The following is a 21,335-nucleotide window of genomic DNA, read 5'->3' on the forward strand; positions in this document are numbered from 1 at the left end:
TTATGCATGTCTTAATTGAAAAAATGTATGCAACAGTCACGCACTTTTTTAAGGCGCTTGATCGCTACTATTTCGCTCATAAATCGAATCTTTTTTGCGCCAAAACAGTGACATCAACTCAATTCATGCACCATTAAAGCAAATTTTATGCCAATAATTTAATACAAGCATTAAACACCTTAGTTTTCTTAGGTTTATGTTTTTTACTGTAAATTAAGCTCAAGATTTGGCTAATTAATCGCACCAAATTAATGCAATATAAGGGTTGCGAAACTTTTTTGCTCCATAATGACCCAATTTTAATTAAATGGATCGGTCACTTCTGGCTCAATTATTTTATTTTGCGACGCACCATCCACCGCACTTTGCGACTTCTGCACATCAACCACATTGCCTTCTGCATCTCGACGAGTAACCGTCGTTGTGGTAGTAGACTGGTTATTTTGCGTAGCAACACGTGCTGCCTGTTGACGTGCTGCTATGGTTGCTTCATCAATTACAGGTACAGCGGCTGGTTTCAATTGTACTGCATAGAGTTTATTACTCAATCCAAGCTCATCAGCCCCCATGTCATTGACATACCCTGCATAGCTTTCAATTTTTTCGACTTTGGGTTGTACCGATTTTGGTAAAATTAGCTTTAATTCACTCAGCGCATTTTTCGCTTCGCTCACATTTTTATAAACCCCATAGAGCAGAACATATTGTTCGATCTGGTTTTCACCCGTCAACCTTAAGTAACTAAAAGCTTGACGATCAGATTGCCTTTGCAAAAAACGCTTAATAATCGCTTCTTCTGATACTCGAAACAGTTCAATTGTGCTGTTCTTTTTATTTTCCTGAATGAATTTGCTGCCACGAAATTCAGCCTCATGTTGTGCAACTACGGCTACACGGGTGGTCATATCCAAAGGCTTTACTTCATCAATGAATGAGCCTAAATGTGCGGTTGTCGCGACTTTCTCTGGTTGAATTTGCAGCTCAACTTCTGATTCTGCTTTCTTCTCCACCTCAACCACAGTTTTTTGATCTGTGATTGCCCAAAAAACCAAAGCGCCAAACAAGCACGCTCCTCCGAATGCAAGCCAAATATAATTTTGCTTTGTCTGCCACTTGGTTCGAAGGGTTGTTGCCATAGTAAGGTTATGCCTGTTCTTGGTTGGCTAAAATCGCCTGTTTCATCAATTCTACATCAAACGCTCTCGTAATGATGGCCTGTCCAACAGCTTGCATCAAGACTAAGCGAAGTTGCCCATTAAGTACTTTTTTGTCATGTGCCATATATGCCAAGAAGTCATCAAGGGGAATCTGCGGACATACTATCGGTAAATTTGCACGTTGAATGATATTTTTTGTACGTAGTACATCTTCGGCACTGATCCAACCCATACGCTGAGAGAGATCCGCCGCCATCACCATACCTGTCGCAACCGCCTCACCATGTAACCATTCACCATAGCCCAGATAAGATTCAATCGCATGACCAAAGGTGTGCCCTAGGTTCAATAAAGCTCTTTCGCCTTGCTCTTTTTCATCATTTGCAACGATACGGGCTTTATGTGCGCAAGAACGATACACAGCTTCTGCCAGTGCAGCTTCATCGCCCTGCACCAACGCATCCATATGCTGTTCTAGCCAGATGAGAAAATCAGCATCCCCTAAAAGCGCATACTTAATGACTTCAGCCAAACCCGCAGATAGCTCACGTGGTGGTAATGTTTTAAGCTGAGACATATCTGCCAAAACCACTTGGGGCTGTTGGAAAGCCCCAATCATGTTTTTACCGAGTGGATGATTAATCCCTGTTTTTCCACCTACACTGGAATCGACTTGCGAAAGAAGTGTGGTTGGCACCTGAATAAAGTAAACTCCGCGCTGAAAACATGCCGACGCAAAACCAGCCATATCCCCGATCACACCGCCACCCAAAGCTAAAACCGTACAATCACGATTAAAGCCTGACTCTAGTAATGCATCAAAAATCAGGTTCAAGTGCTCAATGTTCTTATATTTTTCACCATCAGGCAAAATACAGGTTGCTACTGTTTTTCCCAACGCTTCAATCGCTGTAACATAACGGTCTAAATATAACGGCGCAACAGTCTCATTACTCACAATCATCACTTGTCGACCGTGAATATAAGGCTCAAGCAAGGCTTTCGGATCTAGATCACTACCAATAAAAATCGGATAACGGCGTTCGCCAAGTTCAACATATAAGGTTTGCATGGATCAAATCACTTCAAAACTGAATCAAAATTACTTTACAAGAATCAAGCTTAAAATACGCTGCGCAAGATCACGAGCAGCCCCTTGATTAGTCTCTATAATATAGTGTGCAACTTCACGGTATAAAGGATCACGAACGTTCAACAAGTCACGTAACTTTTGTTCTGGATTCTCCACTTGAAGCAGTGGGCGATTTTTATCACGATAGGTTCGCTGCAGTTGAATTTCTACAGGAGTATAAAGATAAACAACAATACCACGTTGTTTTAAAAATGCGCGATTGGAAGCCTGAGTTACTGCCCCACCCCCTGTGGCCAAGACCAAATTAGGTCGAGACGTTAACTCATCTATAACAACTGTTTCACGACTACGAAAACCCAGTTCACCTTCTTTTTCAAAGATCCATGGAATCGTTGCCCCTGTTTTGCGTTCAATCTCATGATCACTATCAAGAAACTCTCGCCCTAACAGTTCAGCTAAATGTCGTCCTACAGTTGTTTTTCCTGCCCCCATAGGCCCTACCAAATAAATATTTGGTAGGGTTTCAAACTCTTTGCTTGGCAAGGAGTCACCTTTTAGATTTGTTCAAATTGAAAATATATTAATGATTTCTTGAAACAGTGTCATTAACAATTCGTGGTGTCACAAAAATCAATAGCTCAGTTTGTATCGTGGTTTTAGTACTACTCTTGAATAAATTACCCACTACTGGTAAATCCCCAAAGAATGGCACTTTTTGATAGTCACTACGCTTTGTGTCATCAAAAATACCACCAAGCACCACAGTTTCGCCATCATCTACAAGTACGTTAGTTTGCAATTCACTGGTGTCAATTGCAAGACCGTCGTTGGTAATATCACCAACCGAGTCTTTTTCCACCAACAATGCCATCTGAACTTTACCATCAGGGGTAATACTTGGCGTAACTTCTAATTTTAAATTAGCTGCGCGGAACTCAGTTACCAATCCTTCCGTTGCACTCCACGTTTGATATGGAATTTCTGTACCCCTTAAAATATAGGCTTTTTGTTTATCCCCTGTCAGTACTTTCGGTGCAGACAAAACCTCACCATGTCCATCTGCCTGTAGTGCCGTTAATTCGAGATTCAACATATAATCAGAAATTTTTAATAGACCAAAGCTAAAAGTTCCAGCTGTTGATGTTGTTAAATCTACACCTAAATCAAAACTTGGCTGATAATCTCCGCCCCAAGTTGTAGTACCAAGCTTCTCTGCACTCCACTTAATCCCCAACTCACGAGAAAAATCTGTAGTCGCAGTCACAATACGGGCTTCCACCATCACCTGCTTTACCGCCACATCAAGCAAATCAATCATACGGCGAATTTTATCAATATTCTGTTGCGTATCATTGATAATTAAAGTGTTGGTACGAGAATCAGAAACAGCACTACCACGAGCACTTAACAAACTTTCCAACGCCAAAGAATCTGTACCTGCCGTACGGTTTGCTACGCTTCCTTTGCCATCACGAGAATCTTCTAACAGTTTCAACACATCTGCTGCTTTTGCATAGCTTAGTTGAATATAATCTGTTTGAATCGGTGCAAGTTTAAGGTTCTGTGCAATGGCTTTCGCTTCATCTTCCTCAGATTTAATCAATTCGGCTACAGGCGCAATCCAAATTACATTACCATTACGTCGCTTATCCAAATTCTTGGTTTTCATAATGATGTCAAGTGCCTGATCCCATGGTACATCCTTCAGGCGTAAGGTAATATTGCCTTGTACCGTATCCGAGGCCACCATATTAATGCCCGTAAAATCAGCCAATAGCTGTAGCACACGTCGCACTTCAATATCTTGAAAATCTAAAGAGATCTTTTTACCTGTATATGCACTTGGCGCTTTCGGTTTCAGAGGGTTCTTATCTTCAGGACGCTTCAAACTAATCGTAAGCTTATCTTCTGCTTGATAAGCCATATATTCAAAACTGCCATTAGATTGAATCGTAATCAATCCATTTGAACCATCATTTTGAGCATCAATCGTTGAGACAGGCGTTGCAAAATCGTTCACATTCAAACGACGTGATAAATGCGCAGGAATTTTATTCCCCAAAACGCGCACCACAATTTTACTGCCTTGTTGCTTCACATCGACAGGAGTGTTATTACCTTTTAAATCAATAACAACTTGACCTTCACCGTCTGAACCGCGTTGAAAGCCAATATTTGAAATCCCTTGTTCATAGCGTGGTGCTGCTATAGGCGTTGCTGCAGTCGGATTTGCCGAATTAATCTTTAAAATAAAAGTATTACCTTCAACTCGTGTCGTAAATGCACCCGCATCTGCCAAGTTCACTGTTAAACGCGAACGTTGCGCATCTGAAGTTACATCTACTGAACTTGCCTCAGTCGTTGCAACTGCAATGCTACCTTGCTTCAAATTTTGTTGTGCTTTATCAAAGTCTAATACCAGTCGAGATGGCTGTTCTAGTTGATATGCTTGTGGTTGGGGTGGCAATCCGTTAAACATGACACGAATTTCGGTTCCCTGTCCTGGAATTTGCATCGGGACAATATTGGTAATACTCACTTGCGCATTTGCAACCTGCATGACCGCTATTGCAATTGCACCCATTGAAAACTGACGGAACATATGGTTCATCGTATTGCCATCCCCAAATATAGAATCTCTAACACTATTTTTCATTTTTATTCCTTTTCCTTTTTTAAGGCGTCGGCCCAATTAACACTAGGCTTCTTGGGCGCTCGACATAACCCTCACGCCCATCTGGAATAATTTCAACCAAATCAATCTGCGTTGCGGTGATATTGATCACGCGACCATGATTCATCCCCAAATAACTTCCACGTTGTACACGCTCAATTTCCCCATCTGGCGTTTGAATCAGCGCCAAAATTTGTCCATTTTGACCACGCATACTTCCCTTCATATTGAGCGTTTCAATCGCATAACTTTCTAAAGGCTGTAATTGACGAGACAAATTTGGATAAACCCGCTTTCCAGCCATAATTTTCAATTCAGCAGCCAAAGAGCTTGGCATAAATGGACTCTTTAATTGATGTGCAGCATAATTAAACGTAGGCACTGGAGGAAAGCTTGGCGCAGGATCAATCGCTAAAGGAGGTTGATTGCGAATTTCTGCCATTTGCATATTGACCGCATCGATACGTGAGTCACAACCAACAACAAATAGCCCTATGCAGAGACTCAGGAAGAGTTTTTGATATTTCATTACTTAGTACCTCCTGCGTCAGCTTTCGCATCATTCTTTGCTACTTTCTTATCATTTTTTTTAGCCTTTACATCTACATCTGTAGTTTCTGTCGCTCCTACATAACGATAGGTTTTAGCTTTTACACTATATGAAATTTGCGGAATATCGGTCTTTTTATCATTAACACTTGATGCCGAGATATCAAAATCATGCAAAGTCACAATACGAGGTAAAGCAGCGATCCCACTAACAAATGAGCCAAAGGAATGATAATCACCCGTCGCTTCAATTGAGATCGGTTGTTCTATAAAGAATTCTTGGCGAACTTCAGGCTCTAAACGAATATTTTTAAATTTAAGACCTGAATTTACACCACTGACATTAATATCTTCGACCAAACCTGGGATTTCGGTTTCTTTCGGCAGTTGTTCTAACTGCTGATTGAAATTCGCTTCCATCTCCTGAAGCTGTGCTTGATATTGTTGTAAATTACGTAATTTTGAATCTTTTTCGCGAAATTCATTCAGTAAATTTTGCTCTTGTGCTCGCGCATTAGATATTGCATCAAGTTTAGGCTTGATCGCAACAAAATAACCAAAAGCACAAATCAGTAAAATAATAAAAATCCAGCAAGTCAGCTTGACTGAGAATGGCCAACTTCCATAATTATTCGGATCCAGCGTGTTAAACTGCTGAAAAAACTTATCAACAGTCATCTTTTTCTTTGGCGCAGCATGGCTTTCTGGTGTTAATTCTTCAAATTCATCGCGACTCATTGTGCTGCCCCCGCTGTTGAATTATTCACTGCATTTGCCTGTTCTGGTGCGGTTTCATCGGTTGCAACTGGCTGAGCAATCTCACCCAAATCTGCTGTAACCACAAATGTGCCATACCCCTCTTCCACACGTGGCACAATTGAACTTGGCGCCTTATCTTTCTTCTCATCAACAGCCAAGAACGAATTCATGAATGCATTTCGATACCAAGCAGACGCCTCTAGGTTACGTAAGAATTCAGCCACCGTATTTGGACTTTCAGCCTTGCCCTCAATGGTGAATTTATCCCCAGTACGAGAAAATTTAGTAATATACATATTACTTGGGGTGACACGTACCATTTCATCGACTAAGCGAACTGCTACAGGGCGTTGACCTTGTAAACCTTGAATCAACTTCATTCGCTCTACAATTGCATTACGCTGTTCTTGTAGACCTTCCAATGACTTTAATTGCACATCTAAGTTTTGATTAGTACTCATCACCAACTGATTGGCTTGCTCTTGGTCTTCAAGTTTTTGACCATAATAAAACCAAGCTAAGGCAACGGCTAAAACCCCAACAAATGCGGCCCCAATACAGTAAGCAATAAATTCTTTTTTTCGTTTCTCTCTTAACGCATCACGCCAAGGGAGTAAATTTATTTTTGCCATTAATCAAAACTCCTCAATGCCAATCCACATGCCACCATGAGTGATGAAGCATCATTTTCAATTTTTTTAATGTCGATTTGTGGAGAAAAGCCCATCTGTAAAAATGGGTTGGCAATGGTGACCCGATAACCTAATTTTTGTTGTAATAATTTCGCCAGTCCTGGGATATTGGCATTCCCCCCTGCCAATAAAATATGGTCGATCTCATTGAATTGAGAAGATGAAAAGAAGAACTGTAAAGAACGTGCAGCTTGCTGTACCACAGCCTCAAGAAAAGGCTCAAGTACTTCAATGTCATAATCATCAGGTAATGTACGACTTTTTTTGGCGCGCCCAGCTTCTTCAAAAGACAAACCATAACGGTTTTGAATTTCTTGGGTCAATTGTTTCCCCCCGAAGACCTGCTCACGCGTATAAATCACTTTATTGTTTCGCATGACAGAGAGAGTGGTCATGGTATGACCAATATCTAAAATACCAACTGTATTCACACCCATCGGTAGAGTGTCAGAAAAGACCTTAAATGCATTTTCTATGGCAAAACTTTCAACATCGGCAATCTTCGGTGTCAAACCCGCAAGCTCTAATGCTTCAGCACGTGCTTCAACATTCTCAATGCGTGTTGCAACAAGGAGTACATTGACACGATTGGGATTGGCCAAACGGTCTGGAAGGACTTCAAAGTCCAAACTCGCTTCATCTAATGGGAATGGAATATATTGCTCAGCATCATCACGAATCTGAATTTCACGTTCGTCATCGTTCATATCGGCATCCATTTCAATGATTTTAGTAATCACCATGGAAGTCGGAACTGCCAGTGCTACATCTGTCGATTGAACATTGGCCAAATTTACCGCACGCTCAAGGGCATCACCAACTGCTTCTGGATTCAATATATTTTTTTCGACCACACTTCCTTCTGGTAAAGGGACAAGTGCATAGCTCTCCACCCAATACCGATTGTTCTTAACAGAAAGTTCCAATACCTTAACAGAAGTCGAACTAATATCTACTCCTATTAACCCCTTACTTGGCTTACGATATAACCTGAGCACAGTATCATTCCTATTATTTTTTTATCCCCAAAAAAAGTAACCCACTAATTAGTCTGCGTCTATAATTTTATACGGATACAATAACTCATCTAACATTCCGTATGTGTACAGGATATACTGACCGCTAATTAGTTTGCCATTAGCTCTTATTAAAACTTACTTGTTATGAAAAAGCTATCTTGTTCGGGCCGTGTTCATCCATTTTTTTTGATCATTATTATAATGTTGGTCTCAATTCCAATGGGTTTTTATGGCATGTATCTCTATATTGCCCCATCTTTGCCGCAAATGACAACTCTAAAAAAGGCGCCATTACTAAAACCTTTACAAGTTTATAGTGCGGATAACCAACTCATTTCGGAATACGGTGGCAAGCTCTCTGTACCCGTAGATTACGATCAGATCCCGCAAAGTTTTATTCATGCCTTTTTAGCGGCGGAAGATTCTTCTTTTTTTGAGCATAGTGGTATCAGTTTTAAAGGTTTAGGACGTGCAGTCAGTGAAAGTATTACTGGCTCAAACGTCCAAACGGGTGGCTCGACCATCACCATGCAAGTGGCCAAAAACTATTATCTCAGTCCCGAGCGTACATTAAAACGTAAATTGACTGAGGTTTTTCTAGCCCGAAAAATTGAACAAAATTTGACGAAAGAGGAAATCTTAACCCTCTATGTCAACAAGATTTTCTTGGGTAAAAATGCCTACGGTATCGCTGCCGCAGCTAAAATTTACTACAACAAAAGCTTAGACCAACTCAGCATTGCACAAATGGCGATGATTGCAGGCCTGCCTAAAGCGCCCTCGAAATACAATCCAGTGGTCAACCCCGAACGTGCGTTAGAACGTCGTAACTGGATTTTGGGTCGCATGCTCCAGCTCGGCTACATCAATCAAAGCCAATATGAAAAAGGCATTGCAGAACCGATTAACCTCGATATGCCTGATCGTGGGGTAAGCAATCGATTTCCCTACATCGGTGAAATGGTCCGCAGCGAACTGATTGAAAAGTTCGGCGAGCATGCCATTGACTCTGGTTATAAGGTCTACACCACCATCAACAGTGAACGCCAAGCCTATGCTGAACAAGCGGTACAAGATGGTTTAGAAGCCTATGACCGTCGTCATGGCTGGCGTGGTGCAGAAGCTCATGACAAACCCTTAAGTAGTTTTAGTGCGTTTGCCAACACCTTCCCTGCTGAAGTCACCCGTGTCAATCAAAATAGTTTTGATGCCTTAATGCAAGATGGCTCAACGGTGACCGTGCCATGGTCTGGCATGTCTTGGACACGCCCTTATCGCAATGCGAATGCGGTAGGCGGTGCACCATCAAGAGCATCCCAAATTGTTAAAGTGAAAGACATTGTACGTCTGCGCCCCAATGACAACAAAACCTCATGGGCTTTGGTACAACTACCTAAAGTTCAGGGCCAGCTGATTGCACTTAATCCAAATAATGGTGCTGTAGAAGCACTGGTTGGTGGTTATAATTTTTATCAATCTAAATTTAATCGAACCACACAAGGTTGGCGCCAACCAGGTTCAATTATTAAACCCTTTGTTTACGCACTCGCTTTAGAACGCGGTATGACACCGTATAGCATGGTCAATGACAGTCCGATCACTATCGGGAAATGGTCACCGCGCAATGCCGATGGTCGCTATTTAGGCATGATTCCACTGCGTCGTGCACTATATTTATCGCGTAACACTGTGTCTGTTCGACTCCTGCAAACTGTGGGCATTGAAAGAACACGCCAATTGTTCATGGACTTCGGCTTAACCGATGAACAGATTCCGCGTAACTACACCATTGCGCTCGGAACACCTCAAGTTTTACCAATTCAAATGGCCACTGGATACTCTGCCTTTGCCAATGGCGGCTATCGCATTCAACCACACTTTATCAACCGTATTGAAGATGCGTATGGCAACATCATTTATCAGAACAATCCTGAATATGCATGTATCAGTTGTATTTCTCAACAAGAATCAAAGCCTCAATCTGCTGACACCATCACACCTGATGATGAAGTGATTGAAGTCACCAACCAAGAGCTGAACCCTGTTGAAAAATCAGCGAATCCAGTGGAGATCAATAGTGACTATCGCCAAGCACAACGTATTTTAAAATCCAGCTCTGCTTATGATATGGCCAATATTTTAAAAGACGTGATTCAACATGGTACAGGTCGTGCTGCTCTACGCATTGGGCGGGATGATTTAGGGGGGAAAACAGGAACCACCAATGATGCGAAAGATGCTTGGTTTGCAGGCTTTAATAGTAAATTGGTAACTGTGGCATGGGTCGGTTTCGATCAACCGACGACTTTAGGACGCCGTGAATACGGTGGTGTAGCTGCCTTGCCAATTTGGACAGACTTTATGGCTAAAGCCTTACAAGGTACACCTTCTTCTTGGGTTCAACTGGACGCCAAAGCCAAAGCACCAGTTCAGCGCCATCAAAAAGGAGCTGTTCAAAGTAATTTAGGCCCGACCCCGCCTTTAGCACAGCCCTTGTATCGACCTGCACCAGTGGTGGTGCCGCGTTCTCCTGAACGAGACTTTGATGATTTACCGGGTGAAGAGGAAACACTGGTTCCACAGAACAGTGCTCCGCCAACCATGCAAACGCCACCCAAAGAACAACCCAAACCGAAAGCCGATGCACTCGATCATTTGATTGATCAAGTCCAATAATAAAAATGCCCGCAGATTAGATTGCGGGCATTTTTATACTCATGCTTTTTTCTGAAACAGTAAAATTTGATACTGGGCGTGTAACTCAAAAGCTGTTTGCGCCTCCAAAGCTTCACGGCGCTCTGATTTTGCCTTATAGGCATAAGGCGTCATCGCAATCAGGTTTTTTAAGTCCTGCTGATTAAGCTTAAATTCAGCATCAACCACATCATCACTCACCAAGTCAAACACATCACTCAACTGTTCTACAAATTTGCTTGGTTCATGCGGCTTGACCTCTTCAAACAAGGCCTCACGCATTGCATATAGATGCTGAGACGCAGGCGTCACCACCAACAAGTATCCTTGTGGCTTGAGCACCCTTAAAATTTCCTGTTTTGGAATCGGACTAAATAAACTGCTACATAAATCAATTGACTGATCCAGTACAGGTAAGGTCGCCCCAGTACCCACCACCCACGTGATATTTTTATTGATTTTCGCAGCCACTTGCACTGCATTTTTCGCAATATCAACACCAACACATTGCAGCACTTCTGCCTGCATCGCGTCTGTGTAATAACCTTCACCACAACCAATATCCAGTAAGTTTTCAATCCGAAGCTCGCGTACTTTGTTCACCACGGCTTGCTGTAAAGGTGCATAATACCCTGCACTTAAAAATGCACGGCGTGCTTGTACAGACGCTGGTGTATCCCCCGGGTTCTTACTGTGCTTGTGTTGTACGACATGCAGATTGACGTAGCCTTGTTTTGCCACATCATAACTATGTGAATTCGCACAGCGCCATGTTCTTTCGTTTAAAGTTAAAGCCTCACGACACACAGGACACATGAGCAGATTCATTATTTTCTCCAAGACATTACCTCAGGCATAAAAAAAGCCGGCAAATGCCGACTGTTTTCATCCTTTTGCTTAGCGCAATTTTAAGGTCATTAGCCCTAAAACTACCAGCATAATTGTGATAATCCAGAAGCGAATCACCACTTGAGTTTCACGCCAGCCTTTTTTCTCATAATGATGGTGTAAAGGTGCCATCAGAAATACCCGCTTATTGCGCATTCTGAGTGAACCAATTTGTAAGAAGACTGAAATGGCTTCCACCAAGAACACACCAGCCATAATGGCAAAGACAATTTCCTGACGAACCATTACAGCGATTGTACCGAGCATTGCACCCAATGATAATGCACCCACATCACCCATGAAGACCTGTGCAGGATGTGCATTAAACCAAAGGAAAGCTAAACCTGCACCAATCATCGCAGCACAAATCACTACCAACTCTGAAGCAAAGCGCACATAAGGAATATGTAAATAATTGGCAAACCGCACATCGCCAGCCAAATAAGCAAATACCCCCAGACCCGCAGCAACCAACACCACGGGCATAATTGCTAAACCGTCCAAACCATCAGTGAGGTTTACAGCATTAGAAGCACCATTAATCACCAAATAGGTGAAAATGATGAAACCAATCCCCAGTGGAATCACCGACAAAGGAATACTTAAATCTTTAAAAAACGGGATCAGCAAATCCAGCATATTTGCAGTATGCACAGGATTGGTCTGTTGCTGTGCAATCACATACAGTGCAATACCTGCCCCTAATGACGCAACTGATGTCCAAAAGAATTTTTTACGTGCAGGTAAACCCGCATTGTCTTTATAGCGAATCTTGATCCAGTCATCAGCCCAACCCACGGCACCAAAAATCACCATCACTGCCAAGACGATCCACACATACGGATTGGATAAATCTGCCCATAACAGTGTTGAAATACCAATCGACATTAAAATCAACACACCACCCATAGTTGGTGTGCCCATTTTTTTGGCATGATTTTCAGGAGCATATGAACTCACGGCTTGACCATATTTGAGCGCTTGCAACTTGCGAATCATCACAGGACCGAGCACTAGACCAATGGTCAGTGCGGTTAAAACACTGAGCAAAGAACGCAATGTCAAATAACGAACCACCTGAAACGAGCTATGGTAGCCCGCCAGTTGTTCAAATAACCATAACAACATTTAGAGTTTCTCCATCAAATCAGCCATCAACGTTTCCATATGGGTATAACGAGAACCTTTAAAGAGGAAACTCATTGACTGGGGTTGATGTGTTTCAATTAAACTATGTAAAAAAGGCAATGCCTGCTCTTGAGTTAAAAAAGCCTGCATTTTTTTGCCATATTGAGTGCTGCGTGCACCTTCTTGTGCAGCAGGTGCAAACTCACCTACAGCAACGACGAAATTCAGCCCTTTCACCGAAACCAAATCACGTCCCAACATATAGTGTTGCTGTGCCGCAGCACTGCCTAGCTCACCGATATCACCCGTCACCATCACACGAATACCATCTTGCTGTGCAAGTACTTCGGCAGCAGCACGCATAGAGGTTGGATTGGCATTATAGGTATCATCAATAAACAGATGCGCACCCTGTTGAATAAAGTTTAAACGCCCCTTCGCCCCGACCGCTTGCTCTAAACCCAGTACAATATCATCTAAAGCAATACCAATTGCCAAGGCAAAAGCGGCCGCAGCAGTTGCATTTTGAACATTATGTTCCCCAGCAAACGGCAAATCCACCTGACGCACCCCTTGAGGTGTGTTTAGGCTAAAGGTTGCCGATTGTGCATGTAATTCAATCTCAGTGGCAAAAATGTCACCACCTTGACCAAAACTAAGCACCTGTTCAGTTTGTACAGCTTGGCGAATGCTATCGGCAAAGTCATCGGCCGCAGGAACAATCGCTGTACCATTTGCAGTAATATGCGCATAAATCTCAGACTTGGCACGGCAGATACCATCGCGTCCACCGAATTCACCCAAGTGTGCTGTACCAATATTGATAATGCCTGCAACCAAAGGTTGGACCAAGTTCGAAGTATAATCAATTTCACCTTGATGACTTGCCCCTAGCTCCATCACCGCATATTGATGTTCAGGGCGAAGCTCAAGCAACATGACTGGTACACCCAAGTCATTATTCAGATTGCCTCGTGTCACCAAGGTGGGCGCTATACGTGACAAAATACTGCCTAGCATTTCTTTGGTGGTGGTCTTACCACTACTGCCCGTCAGCGCAATCACTTTTAACTGTGGATACTGTGCACGGCGGTAAGCTCCTAGCTGCCCCAGTGCCAAACGCGTATCAGGTACCACCAACTGGCAAATCTCTGCATCAATAGGCTGGCTCACAATGGCAACTTGGCAACCTTGTTCAGTAACTTGTGCAATAAAAGTATGCGCATCAAAACGCTCACCTTTGAGTGCCAAAAATGCATCACCCGCTTCTGCATGACGTGAATCCGTCAAAATACGCTTAATCTCCGTATTGGGTGCTTTGTCGTTCAACCAATAACCTTGGGTTGCTTCGACCAATTGTGCTGCTGTCCATGGCATTAAAGGCACTGTGCTTGTTGTAGAGGTATGCATACGACTTCCTTAGTGTGCAGGGTAAGCAGAATCTGTAGTGTGGGTTTGGGTATCAATGGCTGACTGGACTTCAACGACATCATCAAACCAATGCCGAACACCCTCTATTTCTTGATAATTTTCATGACCCTTGCCTGCAATAACCACAATATCCCCCGCTTTGGCATGCTGAACGGCAAATTTAATTGCCTCACGACGATCACGGATTTCATGCACCACGCAATCTGCAAAATCAATGCCTGCTTTCATATCTGAAAAAATTTGCTCAGGATCTTCGGTACGTGGATTATCTGAAGTTAACATCACCACATCTGCCCCATTTAATGCAGCTTGGGTCATGAGTGGGCGTTTACCGCGATCACGGTCTCCACCACAGCCAAATACTGCCCAAAGCTGGTGTTCTACATGACGCTTCAACGTGCTTAAAACTTGCACCAGAGCATCAGGCGTATGTGCATAATCAACCACAAACAAACGCGCATCATCTCGAATCACTTGCATACGGCCTGGTGCACCTTTGAGCTGTGCTGTTGTTTCAACAACAGTGGTCAGATCGAACCCTGCTTGTTCCACCACAATTAAACTTGCGACCAAATTTTCAATATTAAAATGACCGAGTAATGGGTTTTGTATGTGATATTCAGCATGTTCCGTACACAAGCTAAAATTTGCACCTGTCAGGCTATATTGAATATTCTTCACCTGATAATCGGCAGGCTGGGTAGTTGAGTAAGTCAATATTTTGGGTTGAGCTGGATTATTTTGTGCGGCTTGCATCATGACCCCAGCGTGCTCATCATCCAGATTGATCACAGCGACCTTCAATGACGGAAATTGAAACAAGCGAGATTTGGCTTCGGCATAAGCCTCAAGTGTGCCGTGATAGTCCAAATGGTCACGACTTAAATTGCTATAGGCTGCAATTTCAATTTCACAACCCGCTAAACGGCCTTGCTCTAAACCATGTGAAGAAGCCTCAATAGAAGCAAATTCCGCACCTTGGGTCGCATAGGTATATAGCGCATTTTGTAAATGCACAGCATCTAATGTGGTATGTGAAGAGGCTTCTAGATTCGGCAAAATACCATTGCCTGTGGTTCCCATCACCGCACATGATTTACCTTGGAGCATCAACAGTTCTGCAACCAAACGAGCAATCGTGGTTTTACCATTGGTTCCCGTGACCGCTAAAATCCGCGCAGGCGTAAAAGGATGACACGTCAACAAATATCGTTTCTGCCACTCTCCCATGAGGTGACGCACATTCGGCACTACAATGCTGTTTTCAAGCCCGAGTTCAATTTCACTCACCACCGCCAAGGCACCTTTGTCTAAGGCCGTTTGTGCAAATTGAGCTGTCTTTTCAGGTTGTGAGAACGAGGTCAGGGCAATAAAGATTTGTCCTGCCTGTACTTTACGACTATCAAGAACAAAACCCTGAAATGGCTGTGTCATCCATTCAGCAGTTGAGTTAACGGTGTAGAGTTGTTGAAATGTAATAGACATTCATCACCTATCTCTTGATTTCGGGAGAATCTAAGGGTTTATCTAAAGGAACGTTCATTAAACGCAAGGATTCTTGCATAACACGGGCAAACACAGGTGCCGATACAGTACCACCATAGTAAGTGCCTTGTGGGTTTTCAACCACGACCACCATCGCCAAACGCGGATCACTCACAGGTGCAACGCCAGCAAAAAGCGCACGATATTCGTTGGTTGAGTAACCTTTACGGTCAGCACGTAATTTATGTGCTGTACCTGTTTTACCACCTACACGGTAGCCCGGAATGGTCGCACGAGTCGCTGTACCACCTGGCAAGGTTGCAGTTTCCATCATCAGCAAGACTTGATCCGCAATTTTTGGATCAATCATTTGCTCACCTTGAGGTGGTGCATCCAACTTATACAAACTCAAAGGCATTTTTACCCCTTTGTTTGCCAACATGGCATAAGCATCCACCATTTGCAGCACAGTGGCATTCAAGCCATAGCCATAAGCCATTGTTGCAACTTCGGAAACATTCCATTTACTTGGTGGTAAGATTAGACCACCACTTTCACCCGGAAATTTCACTGCCGAACGTTGACCAAAGCCCAAACGCTTATAAAACGTTGGCAAAGTTGAATAAGGGAGTGAAAGCGCAATTTTTGCCACACCGACGTTCGAGGACTTTTGAATAATGCCACCCAAAGTCAATGGGCCATAGTTATGCGTATCACGAATGGTATGGTTGCCGACCCGCATCGAACCTGGAGTAGTATTCACCACGGTATTAGGTTGATATTTTCCACTTTCCAAAGCCATAGAAATGGTTAAAGGTTTCATGGTTGAACCTGGTTCAAAAGAGTCAACCGCTCCACGGTTACGCATGGCATCTTTATTCGATAAACTATTTTTATCATTCGGGTTATACGATGGCCATGACGTCATCGCTAAAATTTCACCCGTTTTTACATCCACCGCGATGGCTGTTGCAGAACGGGCATTGTTCGCTACACCCGCAGCAGTCAACTCACGGTACATGATGTACTGCAAACGCGAATCTATACTGAGGGTAATATTTTCCCCTGGCTCAACTTCTTTGATTACTTCTGGATCTTTAAAGCGATTGCCTTTTTTGTCACGAACGACTTGCTGTTCACCATCAATACCTGAAAGACGTTGATTGAGCTGCATTTCCAGACCTTCAATGCCTGAACCTTCACTGTTGGTCAAACCAATAATCTGTGCATTCGGCTGGGGCTGAGGATAATAGCGCTTGTAGTTCTTTTCGGTGTACACCCCTTGGAACCCTCGCTTCATAATCAGCTCTGCCTGCTGTGGCGGGACTTCTTTTTGCAAAACCAAATACCGTGAACGAGGGCGCTCGTTCAACTTTTGCTTTAATTCGGCCCGATCCATGCCAACAGCATCAGCCAACTCATCTAAATTTAAATTTTTATCAGGCAATTGACGTTTCAATTTACGATTATGCGGATCATTGGCTAATTCAGCGGTGATTTCATCAAATAACTTTTTATTATCAAAATAATCACGAGGATCAATCACCACTTTCATAATTGGTGTACTGATCGCCAAAGGTACACCATGACGGTCATAAATTACGCCACGCATGGCCTTAATTTTTTCAGTTCTTAAAATATTGGCATTGGCTTTGTTTTGTAAAAATTCAGTATTAATCACCTGAACATAAAAAGCACGTCCGACCAAAGCAAAGAAGCAGGCTAAAACCACTGCCCACATCAGATAAAAACGCCACATCTCAACCTGTAACGCTGATTTTTCAGTCACCGCTTGCTGTTTTTTACGGGTGGGTTTACGCTTTTCTACCATGTTGCAGCGGCCTTATTTTTTATTTTCTGAAGTCGTGGGTAAAGAAATTACTACGGTTTGTGCCGCAGGAGGTGAATACATTCGAAGTTGTGTCACTGCGCGCGTTCCAATTTGTGCAGTTGCGCCAAAGGTTTGCTGTTCAATCAACAAACGCCCCCATTCTGCATTCAGGTCATCGCGCTCTCGCATAAAAGAGCTCATTTCACGATAGTCATGTCGATATTCAAAAACTTGTAAGACCACCATCATGGCACTGATAAACACCAGCACCAATAAAATGGCATAAGCAATGAACTTCTTAAACTTTAACTTTGTTGGAGTTTTTTCAACGACTTCAGTTTTCATTATTCGCCTTTTGCTACTAAGCGTTCTGCAACTCTAAGCCATGCACTACGTGAACGTGGGTTGGCTTTCACTTCGGCATCACTTGCTTTCACACGTGATACTTTCTTTAAACGACGCGTATCTACGCGTTGTTGTGGCATGCCCCAGCCCAAATCTTCTTCAAGTGTCGACTCTTTTTGAATAAATTGTTTAATTAAGCGATCTTCTAGTGAATGGAAGCTAATGACCGCCAAACGACCATTCGGCTTTAACACATCTACCGCCTGCGGTAGAAAAACTTCAATATCTTCTAATTCTTTATTAATGGCAATACGAATGGCCTGAAAAGTTCGGGTTGCAGCATGTTTATTTTTTTCCCATTTCGGGTGTGCCACTTTCACAATCTCGGCCAGTTGAGCTGTGGTTTCAATCAACCCTGCAGCCTTGATAGCTTTCGCAATACGTCGGCTATAACGCTCTTCGCCATATTGGAAAATAACATTGGCTAAGGCTTCTTCTTCAATATTCACCAACCACTGCGCTGCCGTTGGACCTTGCGAGTTGTCCATACGCATATCAAGCGGACCATCTTTCATAAAACTAAAGCCACGCTCCGCCTGATCAAGCTGCGGTGAAGACACACCCAAATCTGCCATGACTCCATCAACCAAGCCAATCCCACGTGCTTCGAGCTCATATTTCAGGTCAGCAAAGCTGGCATGAATAATTTTAAAACGTGGATCTTCTTGTTCTAAAATAGCCGCTGTTTCCAGTGCTTGTGGGTCTTTATCAAAGCCATAGACACGCGCATTTTCATCCAGTTTAGATAACAATAAACGGGTATGTCCGCCACGACCAAACGTGCCATCAATGAAAATTCCTGTATTGCGATCTGCTACCAAAGCATCAACAGTTTCGTGAAGTAATACAGAAATATGCGACATAAAGACTCAATACGATCGGAAGGAAAAATGTAACTGCACATTATTACCTTGTTTTAACAAAGCTCCAAACGACTTTTTGTACGGAAATATTACTTTTCATAGACAAAACCGTTTCAAAACAGCCACTGTCATAAAAAAAGCCTCCCGTAGGAGACTTTTTAAACAGCATCAGCAAAGCGAGCCTAACTCATTTACGGTTATTTGAGATCTGATCGTAAATTGCCCCATTCACAAAGTGAGTCTGTTGCGCTTTCGCCCAGCCCCCAAAAACCTCATCAATGGTGAAAGTTTGTAAGGGTGGAAATTGCGCTTTATATTTTTCTAAAATCGCAGCATTACGCGGACGGTAAAAATATTTCGCAGCCATTTCCTGACCGATCGGTGAATATAAATAGTTAATATAACCTTTGGCTAACCACTTATTGCCATTTTTTTCAACGGTCTTATCTACGATTGCGACAGAAGGCTCAGTTAAAATCGAGATCGAAGGATAAATAATCTCGAATTGGTCTTTACCTAATGTTTTTTGTGTCACTAAGGCTTCATTTTCCCACGTCAATAACACATCACCTATGCGACGTTCCGCAAATGTCGTCATTGAAGCACGTGCTGCAGAATCCATGACTTTTACATTACGGTACATTTTACTGACAAACTCTTTCGCTTTGGTGTCATTACCACCAGGTTGTTTCAATGCATAACCCCAAGCGGACAAATACACCCACCGTGGCAATCCGCCTGTTTTTGGATTTGGCGTAATAATTTGTACACCAGGCTTGGTTAAATCCGACCAGTCTTTAATTTTTTTCGGGTTACCTTTACGCACCATAAATACAATGGTCGATGTATAAGGTGCCGAGTTATTTGGAAACTCTTTTTGCCAGCCTGGTTGAATTTGACCAGACTTCACGATTTCATCAATATCATTGGCCAAAGCCAAAGTCACTACATCGCCTTTTAAACCATCCACCACCGAACGTGCTTGCTTACCTGAACCACCATGTGACTGTTTAAACTCGACCGTTTGTCCTGTACGACTTTGCCAGTAAGCAGCAAAAGACTGATTAAATTCATCATAAAACTCACGTGTTGCATCATAAGATACATTGAGCATAGTACGATCCGCAGCTTGTGCTGAAGTAACACTCAATGTCAGGCCTGATGCAAATAAAGCAGCAGTCAGAATAAATTTTAAATGGGTTTTCATAGCAACATTAAATTAAATATCTAAAATTATGCTAAATATATGAAACAAAATCACAAACCACAATTCGTGTTTCATGATTAAATTGTTGCGACCTTTAATTTAAACAGGATTAATCCACTGTTTTTATTCAAAATAATAATCCGCTCTTTATTTCTTCCAATTAAATAGATTTTTATGCTTTAAATATGCAGAAAGTGAATATATAACTATTCACTTTCACTGATCAAACATTCATTTATTAAGCTAAGCTACTTATTTTTCAGTATAAATTTGATCAAAAATCGCACCATTCACAAAATGGGTCTTTTGCGCTTTAGCCCATCCGCCAAAGACATCATTAATATTAAATGTTTTTTGTTTTGGAAATTGTGCAATATATTTATTCGCGACCTGTTTATTCCGCGGGCGGAAGAAATGCTTTGCAGCCAACTCTTGCCCTTTAGGCGAATACAAATAATTTAAATAGCCTTTAGCCAAATTCCGATTGCCATTTTTGTCGACGGTTTTGTCCACAATCGCAACTGATGGCTCAGCAAGAATCGAAATAGACGGATAAACAATATCGTATTTGTCTTTACCCAAACCTTGCGTTGCCAGTAAAGCCTCATTTTCCCAAGACAAAAGCACATCGCCAATCCCCCGCTCAGCGAATGTGGTTAATGAACCGCGTGCGCCTGAATCCAGTACTTTGACATTTTGATACAGTTTTTTGACCAACTCTTTGGCTTTGGCATCATTTCCACCAGGCTGTTTCAATGCATAACCCCAAGCTGATAAATAAATCCAGCGTGGAGCCCCTCCTGTTTTGGGATTAGGGGTAATAATTTCAACATCTGGCTTGGTTAAATCATTCCAATCTTTAATGTGCTTTGGATTACCTTTACGTACCAAAAACACAATGGTTGAAGTATAAGGAGCAGAGTTATTTGGAAATTCTTTTTGCCAGTTTTTATCAATTTGTCCCGTATTGACGATTTCATCAATATCATTGGCCAATGCTAAAGTCACTACATCAGCTTGTAGCCCGGTTGCAACTGCCCGTGCTTGCTTGCCAGAACCACCATGCGACTGCTTAAAGTTTACCTCCTGACCTGTTCGGGTTTTCCAATATTGCCCAAAAGCTTGGTTATATTCTTGATAAAACTCACGAGTCGGATCATAAGACACATTTAAGAAATCTTTTGCTGCATACGTCGTTGCAGCCCAGCTCCCCAGTAACACAAAAACAGATGTCGCTAATATTTTTTTCATTGCTTTATACTCTTAGTGAATTTTCCCACTATATAAACAACAAAAAATCAGCACAATCATCTAGTTATAATTAATTATGACTTCAAAATCGAATAAAAAGATATCTTTTGAATGACTAAGCTCTATACTTTTTCTCATAATCATCGCGGAGCAAACACTGATTTACGCATTTAAAATTTGAAATCTTCATGTTATCTCCACACTTGTTT

Annotated in this window: 18 protein-coding genes; 1 reads left to right on the top strand and 17 read right to left on the bottom strand. The window is 42.4% G+C overall.

Features of this window, described 5'->3' with window-relative positions:
* Positions 1-299: 299 nt before the first annotated feature.
* From GBI16_RS05200 to GBI16_RS05235, 8 genes are read right to left on the bottom strand one after another with little or no spacing between them, the layout of a single operon-like run.
* The gene (locus GBI16_RS05200) at positions 300-1,136 is read right to left on the bottom strand and encodes a hypothetical protein (RefSeq protein ID WP_086209040.1); all 837 of its coding nucleotides are present in this window, start codon (positions 1,134-1,136) and stop codon (positions 300-302) included.
* A 7-nt stretch (positions 1,137-1,143) separates the two neighbouring features.
* Complete coding sequence (gene aroB, locus GBI16_RS05205; RefSeq protein ID WP_086209041.1) at positions 1,144-2,229, bottom strand: 3-dehydroquinate synthase; 1,086 nt, start codon at positions 2,227-2,229, stop codon at positions 1,144-1,146.
* Between the two features lie 30 nt (positions 2,230-2,259).
* Positions 2,260-2,793 carry a shikimate kinase AroK gene (gene aroK, locus GBI16_RS18895; protein WP_086209042.1) on the bottom strand — a complete coding sequence of 178 codons (534 nt, stop codon included), beginning with the start codon at positions 2,791-2,793 and terminating at the stop codon, positions 2,260-2,262.
* Between the two features lie 37 nt (positions 2,794-2,830).
* On the bottom strand, positions 2,831-4,906 hold the full coding sequence (pilQ, locus tag GBI16_RS05215; protein ID WP_086209043.1) for a type IV pilus secretin PilQ: 2,076 nt from the start codon (positions 4,904-4,906) through the stop codon (positions 2,831-2,833).
* A gap of 19 nt (positions 4,907-4,925) precedes the next feature.
* Positions 4,926-5,453 carry a pilus assembly protein PilP gene (locus GBI16_RS05220; protein ID WP_086209044.1) on the bottom strand — a complete coding sequence of 176 codons (528 nt, stop codon included), beginning with the start codon at positions 5,451-5,453 and terminating at the stop codon, positions 4,926-4,928.
* Positions 5,453-6,211 (bottom strand): type 4a pilus biogenesis protein PilO, encoded by a 759-nt coding sequence (locus GBI16_RS05225; protein ID WP_086209045.1) that lies wholly within the window; start codon positions 6,209-6,211, stop codon positions 5,453-5,455. The genes GBI16_RS05220 and GBI16_RS05225 overlap by 1 nt, the downstream gene beginning before the upstream one ends.
* On the bottom strand, positions 6,208-6,864 hold the full coding sequence (locus GBI16_RS05230) for a PilN domain-containing protein (protein WP_086209046.1): 657 nt from the start codon (positions 6,862-6,864) through the stop codon (positions 6,208-6,210). Before GBI16_RS05230 ends, GBI16_RS05225 begins: the two co-directional genes overlap by 4 nt.
* Positions 6,864-7,922 (bottom strand): pilus assembly protein PilM, encoded by a 1,059-nt coding sequence (locus GBI16_RS05235; RefSeq protein ID WP_086209047.1) that lies wholly within the window; start codon positions 7,920-7,922, stop codon positions 6,864-6,866. Before GBI16_RS05235 ends, GBI16_RS05230 begins: the two co-directional genes overlap by 1 nt.
* Before the next feature lie 165 nt (positions 7,923-8,087).
* On the opposite strand from GBI16_RS05235, the gene ponA reads away from it, so the two are divergent.
* Positions 8,088-10,619: a penicillin-binding protein PBP1a gene (gene ponA / locus GBI16_RS05240; protein WP_086209048.1), complete on the top strand. Its 2,532-nt coding sequence runs from the start codon at positions 8,088-8,090 to the stop codon at positions 10,617-10,619.
* 39 nt (positions 10,620-10,658) lie between these two features.
* On the opposite strand, the gene GBI16_RS05245 is transcribed toward ponA, so the two are convergent.
* From GBI16_RS05245 to GBI16_RS05285, 9 genes are all read right to left on the bottom strand, one after another.
* Positions 10,659-11,465, bottom strand: coding sequence for a putative RNA methyltransferase (locus GBI16_RS05245; protein WP_086209049.1), 807 nt, complete (start codon positions 11,463-11,465; stop codon positions 10,659-10,661).
* A 69-nt stretch (positions 11,466-11,534) separates the two neighbouring features.
* Positions 11,535-12,653, bottom strand: coding sequence for a phospho-N-acetylmuramoyl-pentapeptide-transferase (mraY, locus tag GBI16_RS05250; protein WP_058870423.1), 1,119 nt, complete (start codon positions 12,651-12,653; stop codon positions 11,535-11,537).
* Complete coding sequence (gene murF, locus GBI16_RS05255) at positions 12,654-14,063, bottom strand: UDP-N-acetylmuramoyl-tripeptide--D-alanyl-D-alanine ligase (protein WP_151706654.1); 1,410 nt, start codon at positions 14,061-14,063, stop codon at positions 12,654-12,656.
* Between the two features lie 9 nt (positions 14,064-14,072).
* Positions 14,073-15,569, bottom strand: coding sequence for a UDP-N-acetylmuramoyl-L-alanyl-D-glutamate--2,6-diaminopimelate ligase (locus tag GBI16_RS05260; RefSeq protein ID WP_151706655.1), 1,497 nt, complete (start codon positions 15,567-15,569; stop codon positions 14,073-14,075).
* Positions 15,570-15,576: 7 nt separating this feature from the next.
* Positions 15,577-17,400 carry a penicillin-binding protein PBP3 gene (ftsI, locus tag GBI16_RS05265; protein ID WP_086209052.1) on the bottom strand — a complete coding sequence of 608 codons (1,824 nt, stop codon included), beginning with the start codon at positions 17,398-17,400 and terminating at the stop codon, positions 15,577-15,579.
* Positions 17,401-17,412: 12 nt separating this feature from the next.
* Complete coding sequence (ftsL, locus tag GBI16_RS05270; protein ID WP_086209053.1) at positions 17,413-17,745, bottom strand: cell division protein FtsL; 333 nt, start codon at positions 17,743-17,745, stop codon at positions 17,413-17,415.
* A complete protein-coding gene (rsmH, locus tag GBI16_RS05275; protein ID WP_086209054.1) occupies positions 17,745-18,668 on the bottom strand; it encodes a 16S rRNA (cytosine(1402)-N(4))-methyltransferase RsmH in 924 nt (307 codons plus the stop codon). The genes ftsL and rsmH overlap by 1 nt, the downstream gene beginning before the upstream one ends.
* 187 nt (positions 18,669-18,855) lie before the next feature.
* Positions 18,856-19,875, bottom strand: a complete 1,020-nt coding sequence (locus GBI16_RS05280) for a sulfate ABC transporter substrate-binding protein (RefSeq protein ID WP_086209055.1) — start codon at positions 19,873-19,875, stop codon at positions 18,856-18,858.
* A gap of 252 nt (positions 19,876-20,127) precedes the next feature.
* Positions 20,128-21,126, bottom strand: a complete 999-nt coding sequence (locus tag GBI16_RS05285) for a sulfate ABC transporter substrate-binding protein (protein ID WP_151706656.1) — start codon at positions 21,124-21,126, stop codon at positions 20,128-20,130.
* Positions 21,127-21,335: the final 209 nt, after the last annotated feature.

It is taken from the genome of Acinetobacter sp. TUM15064 (assembly GCF_008980265.1).
GTDB lineage: Bacteria > Pseudomonadota > Gammaproteobacteria > Pseudomonadales > Moraxellaceae > Acinetobacter.

Coding starts and splice junctions, on each gene's coding strand:
- GBI16_RS05260 (WP_151706655.1), bottom strand. CDS start 15,569: ATGTCTATTACATTTCAACAACTCTACACCGTTAACTCAACTGCTGAA.
- murF (WP_151706654.1), bottom strand. CDS start 14,063: ATGCATACCTCTACAACAAGCACAGTGCCTTTAATGCCATGGACAGCA.
- pilQ (WP_086209043.1), bottom strand. CDS start 4,906: ATGAAAAATAGTGTTAGAGATTCTATATTTGGGGATGGCAATACGATG.
- mraY (WP_058870423.1), bottom strand. CDS start 12,653: ATGTTGTTATGGTTATTTGAACAACTGGCGGGCTACCATAGCTCGTTT.
- ftsL (WP_086209053.1), bottom strand. CDS start 17,745: ATGAAAACTGAAGTCGTTGAAAAAACTCCAACAAAGTTAAAGTTTAAG.
- GBI16_RS05280 (WP_086209055.1), bottom strand. CDS start 19,875: ATGAAAACCCATTTAAAATTTATTCTGACTGCTGCTTTATTTGCATCA.
- GBI16_RS05200 (WP_086209040.1), bottom strand. CDS start 1,136: ATGGCAACAACCCTTCGAACCAAGTGGCAGACAAAGCAAAATTATATT.
- GBI16_RS05220 (WP_086209044.1), bottom strand. CDS start 5,453: ATGAAATATCAAAAACTCTTCCTGAGTCTCTGCATAGGGCTATTTGTT.
- GBI16_RS05245 (WP_086209049.1), bottom strand. CDS start 11,465: ATGAATCTGCTCATGTGTCCTGTGTGTCGTGAGGCTTTAACTTTAAAC.
- GBI16_RS05230 (WP_086209046.1), bottom strand. CDS start 6,864: ATGGCAAAAATAAATTTACTCCCTTGGCGTGATGCGTTAAGAGAGAAA.
- ftsI (WP_086209052.1), bottom strand. CDS start 17,400: ATGGTAGAAAAGCGTAAACCCACCCGTAAAAAACAGCAAGCGGTGACT.
- rsmH (WP_086209054.1), bottom strand. CDS start 18,668: ATGTCGCATATTTCTGTATTACTTCACGAAACTGTTGATGCTTTGGTA.
- GBI16_RS05285 (WP_151706656.1), bottom strand. CDS start 21,126: ATGAAAAAAATATTAGCGACATCTGTTTTTGTGTTACTGGGGAGCTGG.
- aroB (WP_086209041.1), bottom strand. CDS start 2,229: ATGCAAACCTTATATGTTGAACTTGGCGAACGCCGTTATCCGATTTTT.
- GBI16_RS05225 (WP_086209045.1), bottom strand. CDS start 6,211: ATGAGTCGCGATGAATTTGAAGAATTAACACCAGAAAGCCATGCTGCG.
- ponA (WP_086209048.1), top strand. CDS start 8,088: ATGAAAAAGCTATCTTGTTCGGGCCGTGTTCATCCATTTTTTTTGATC.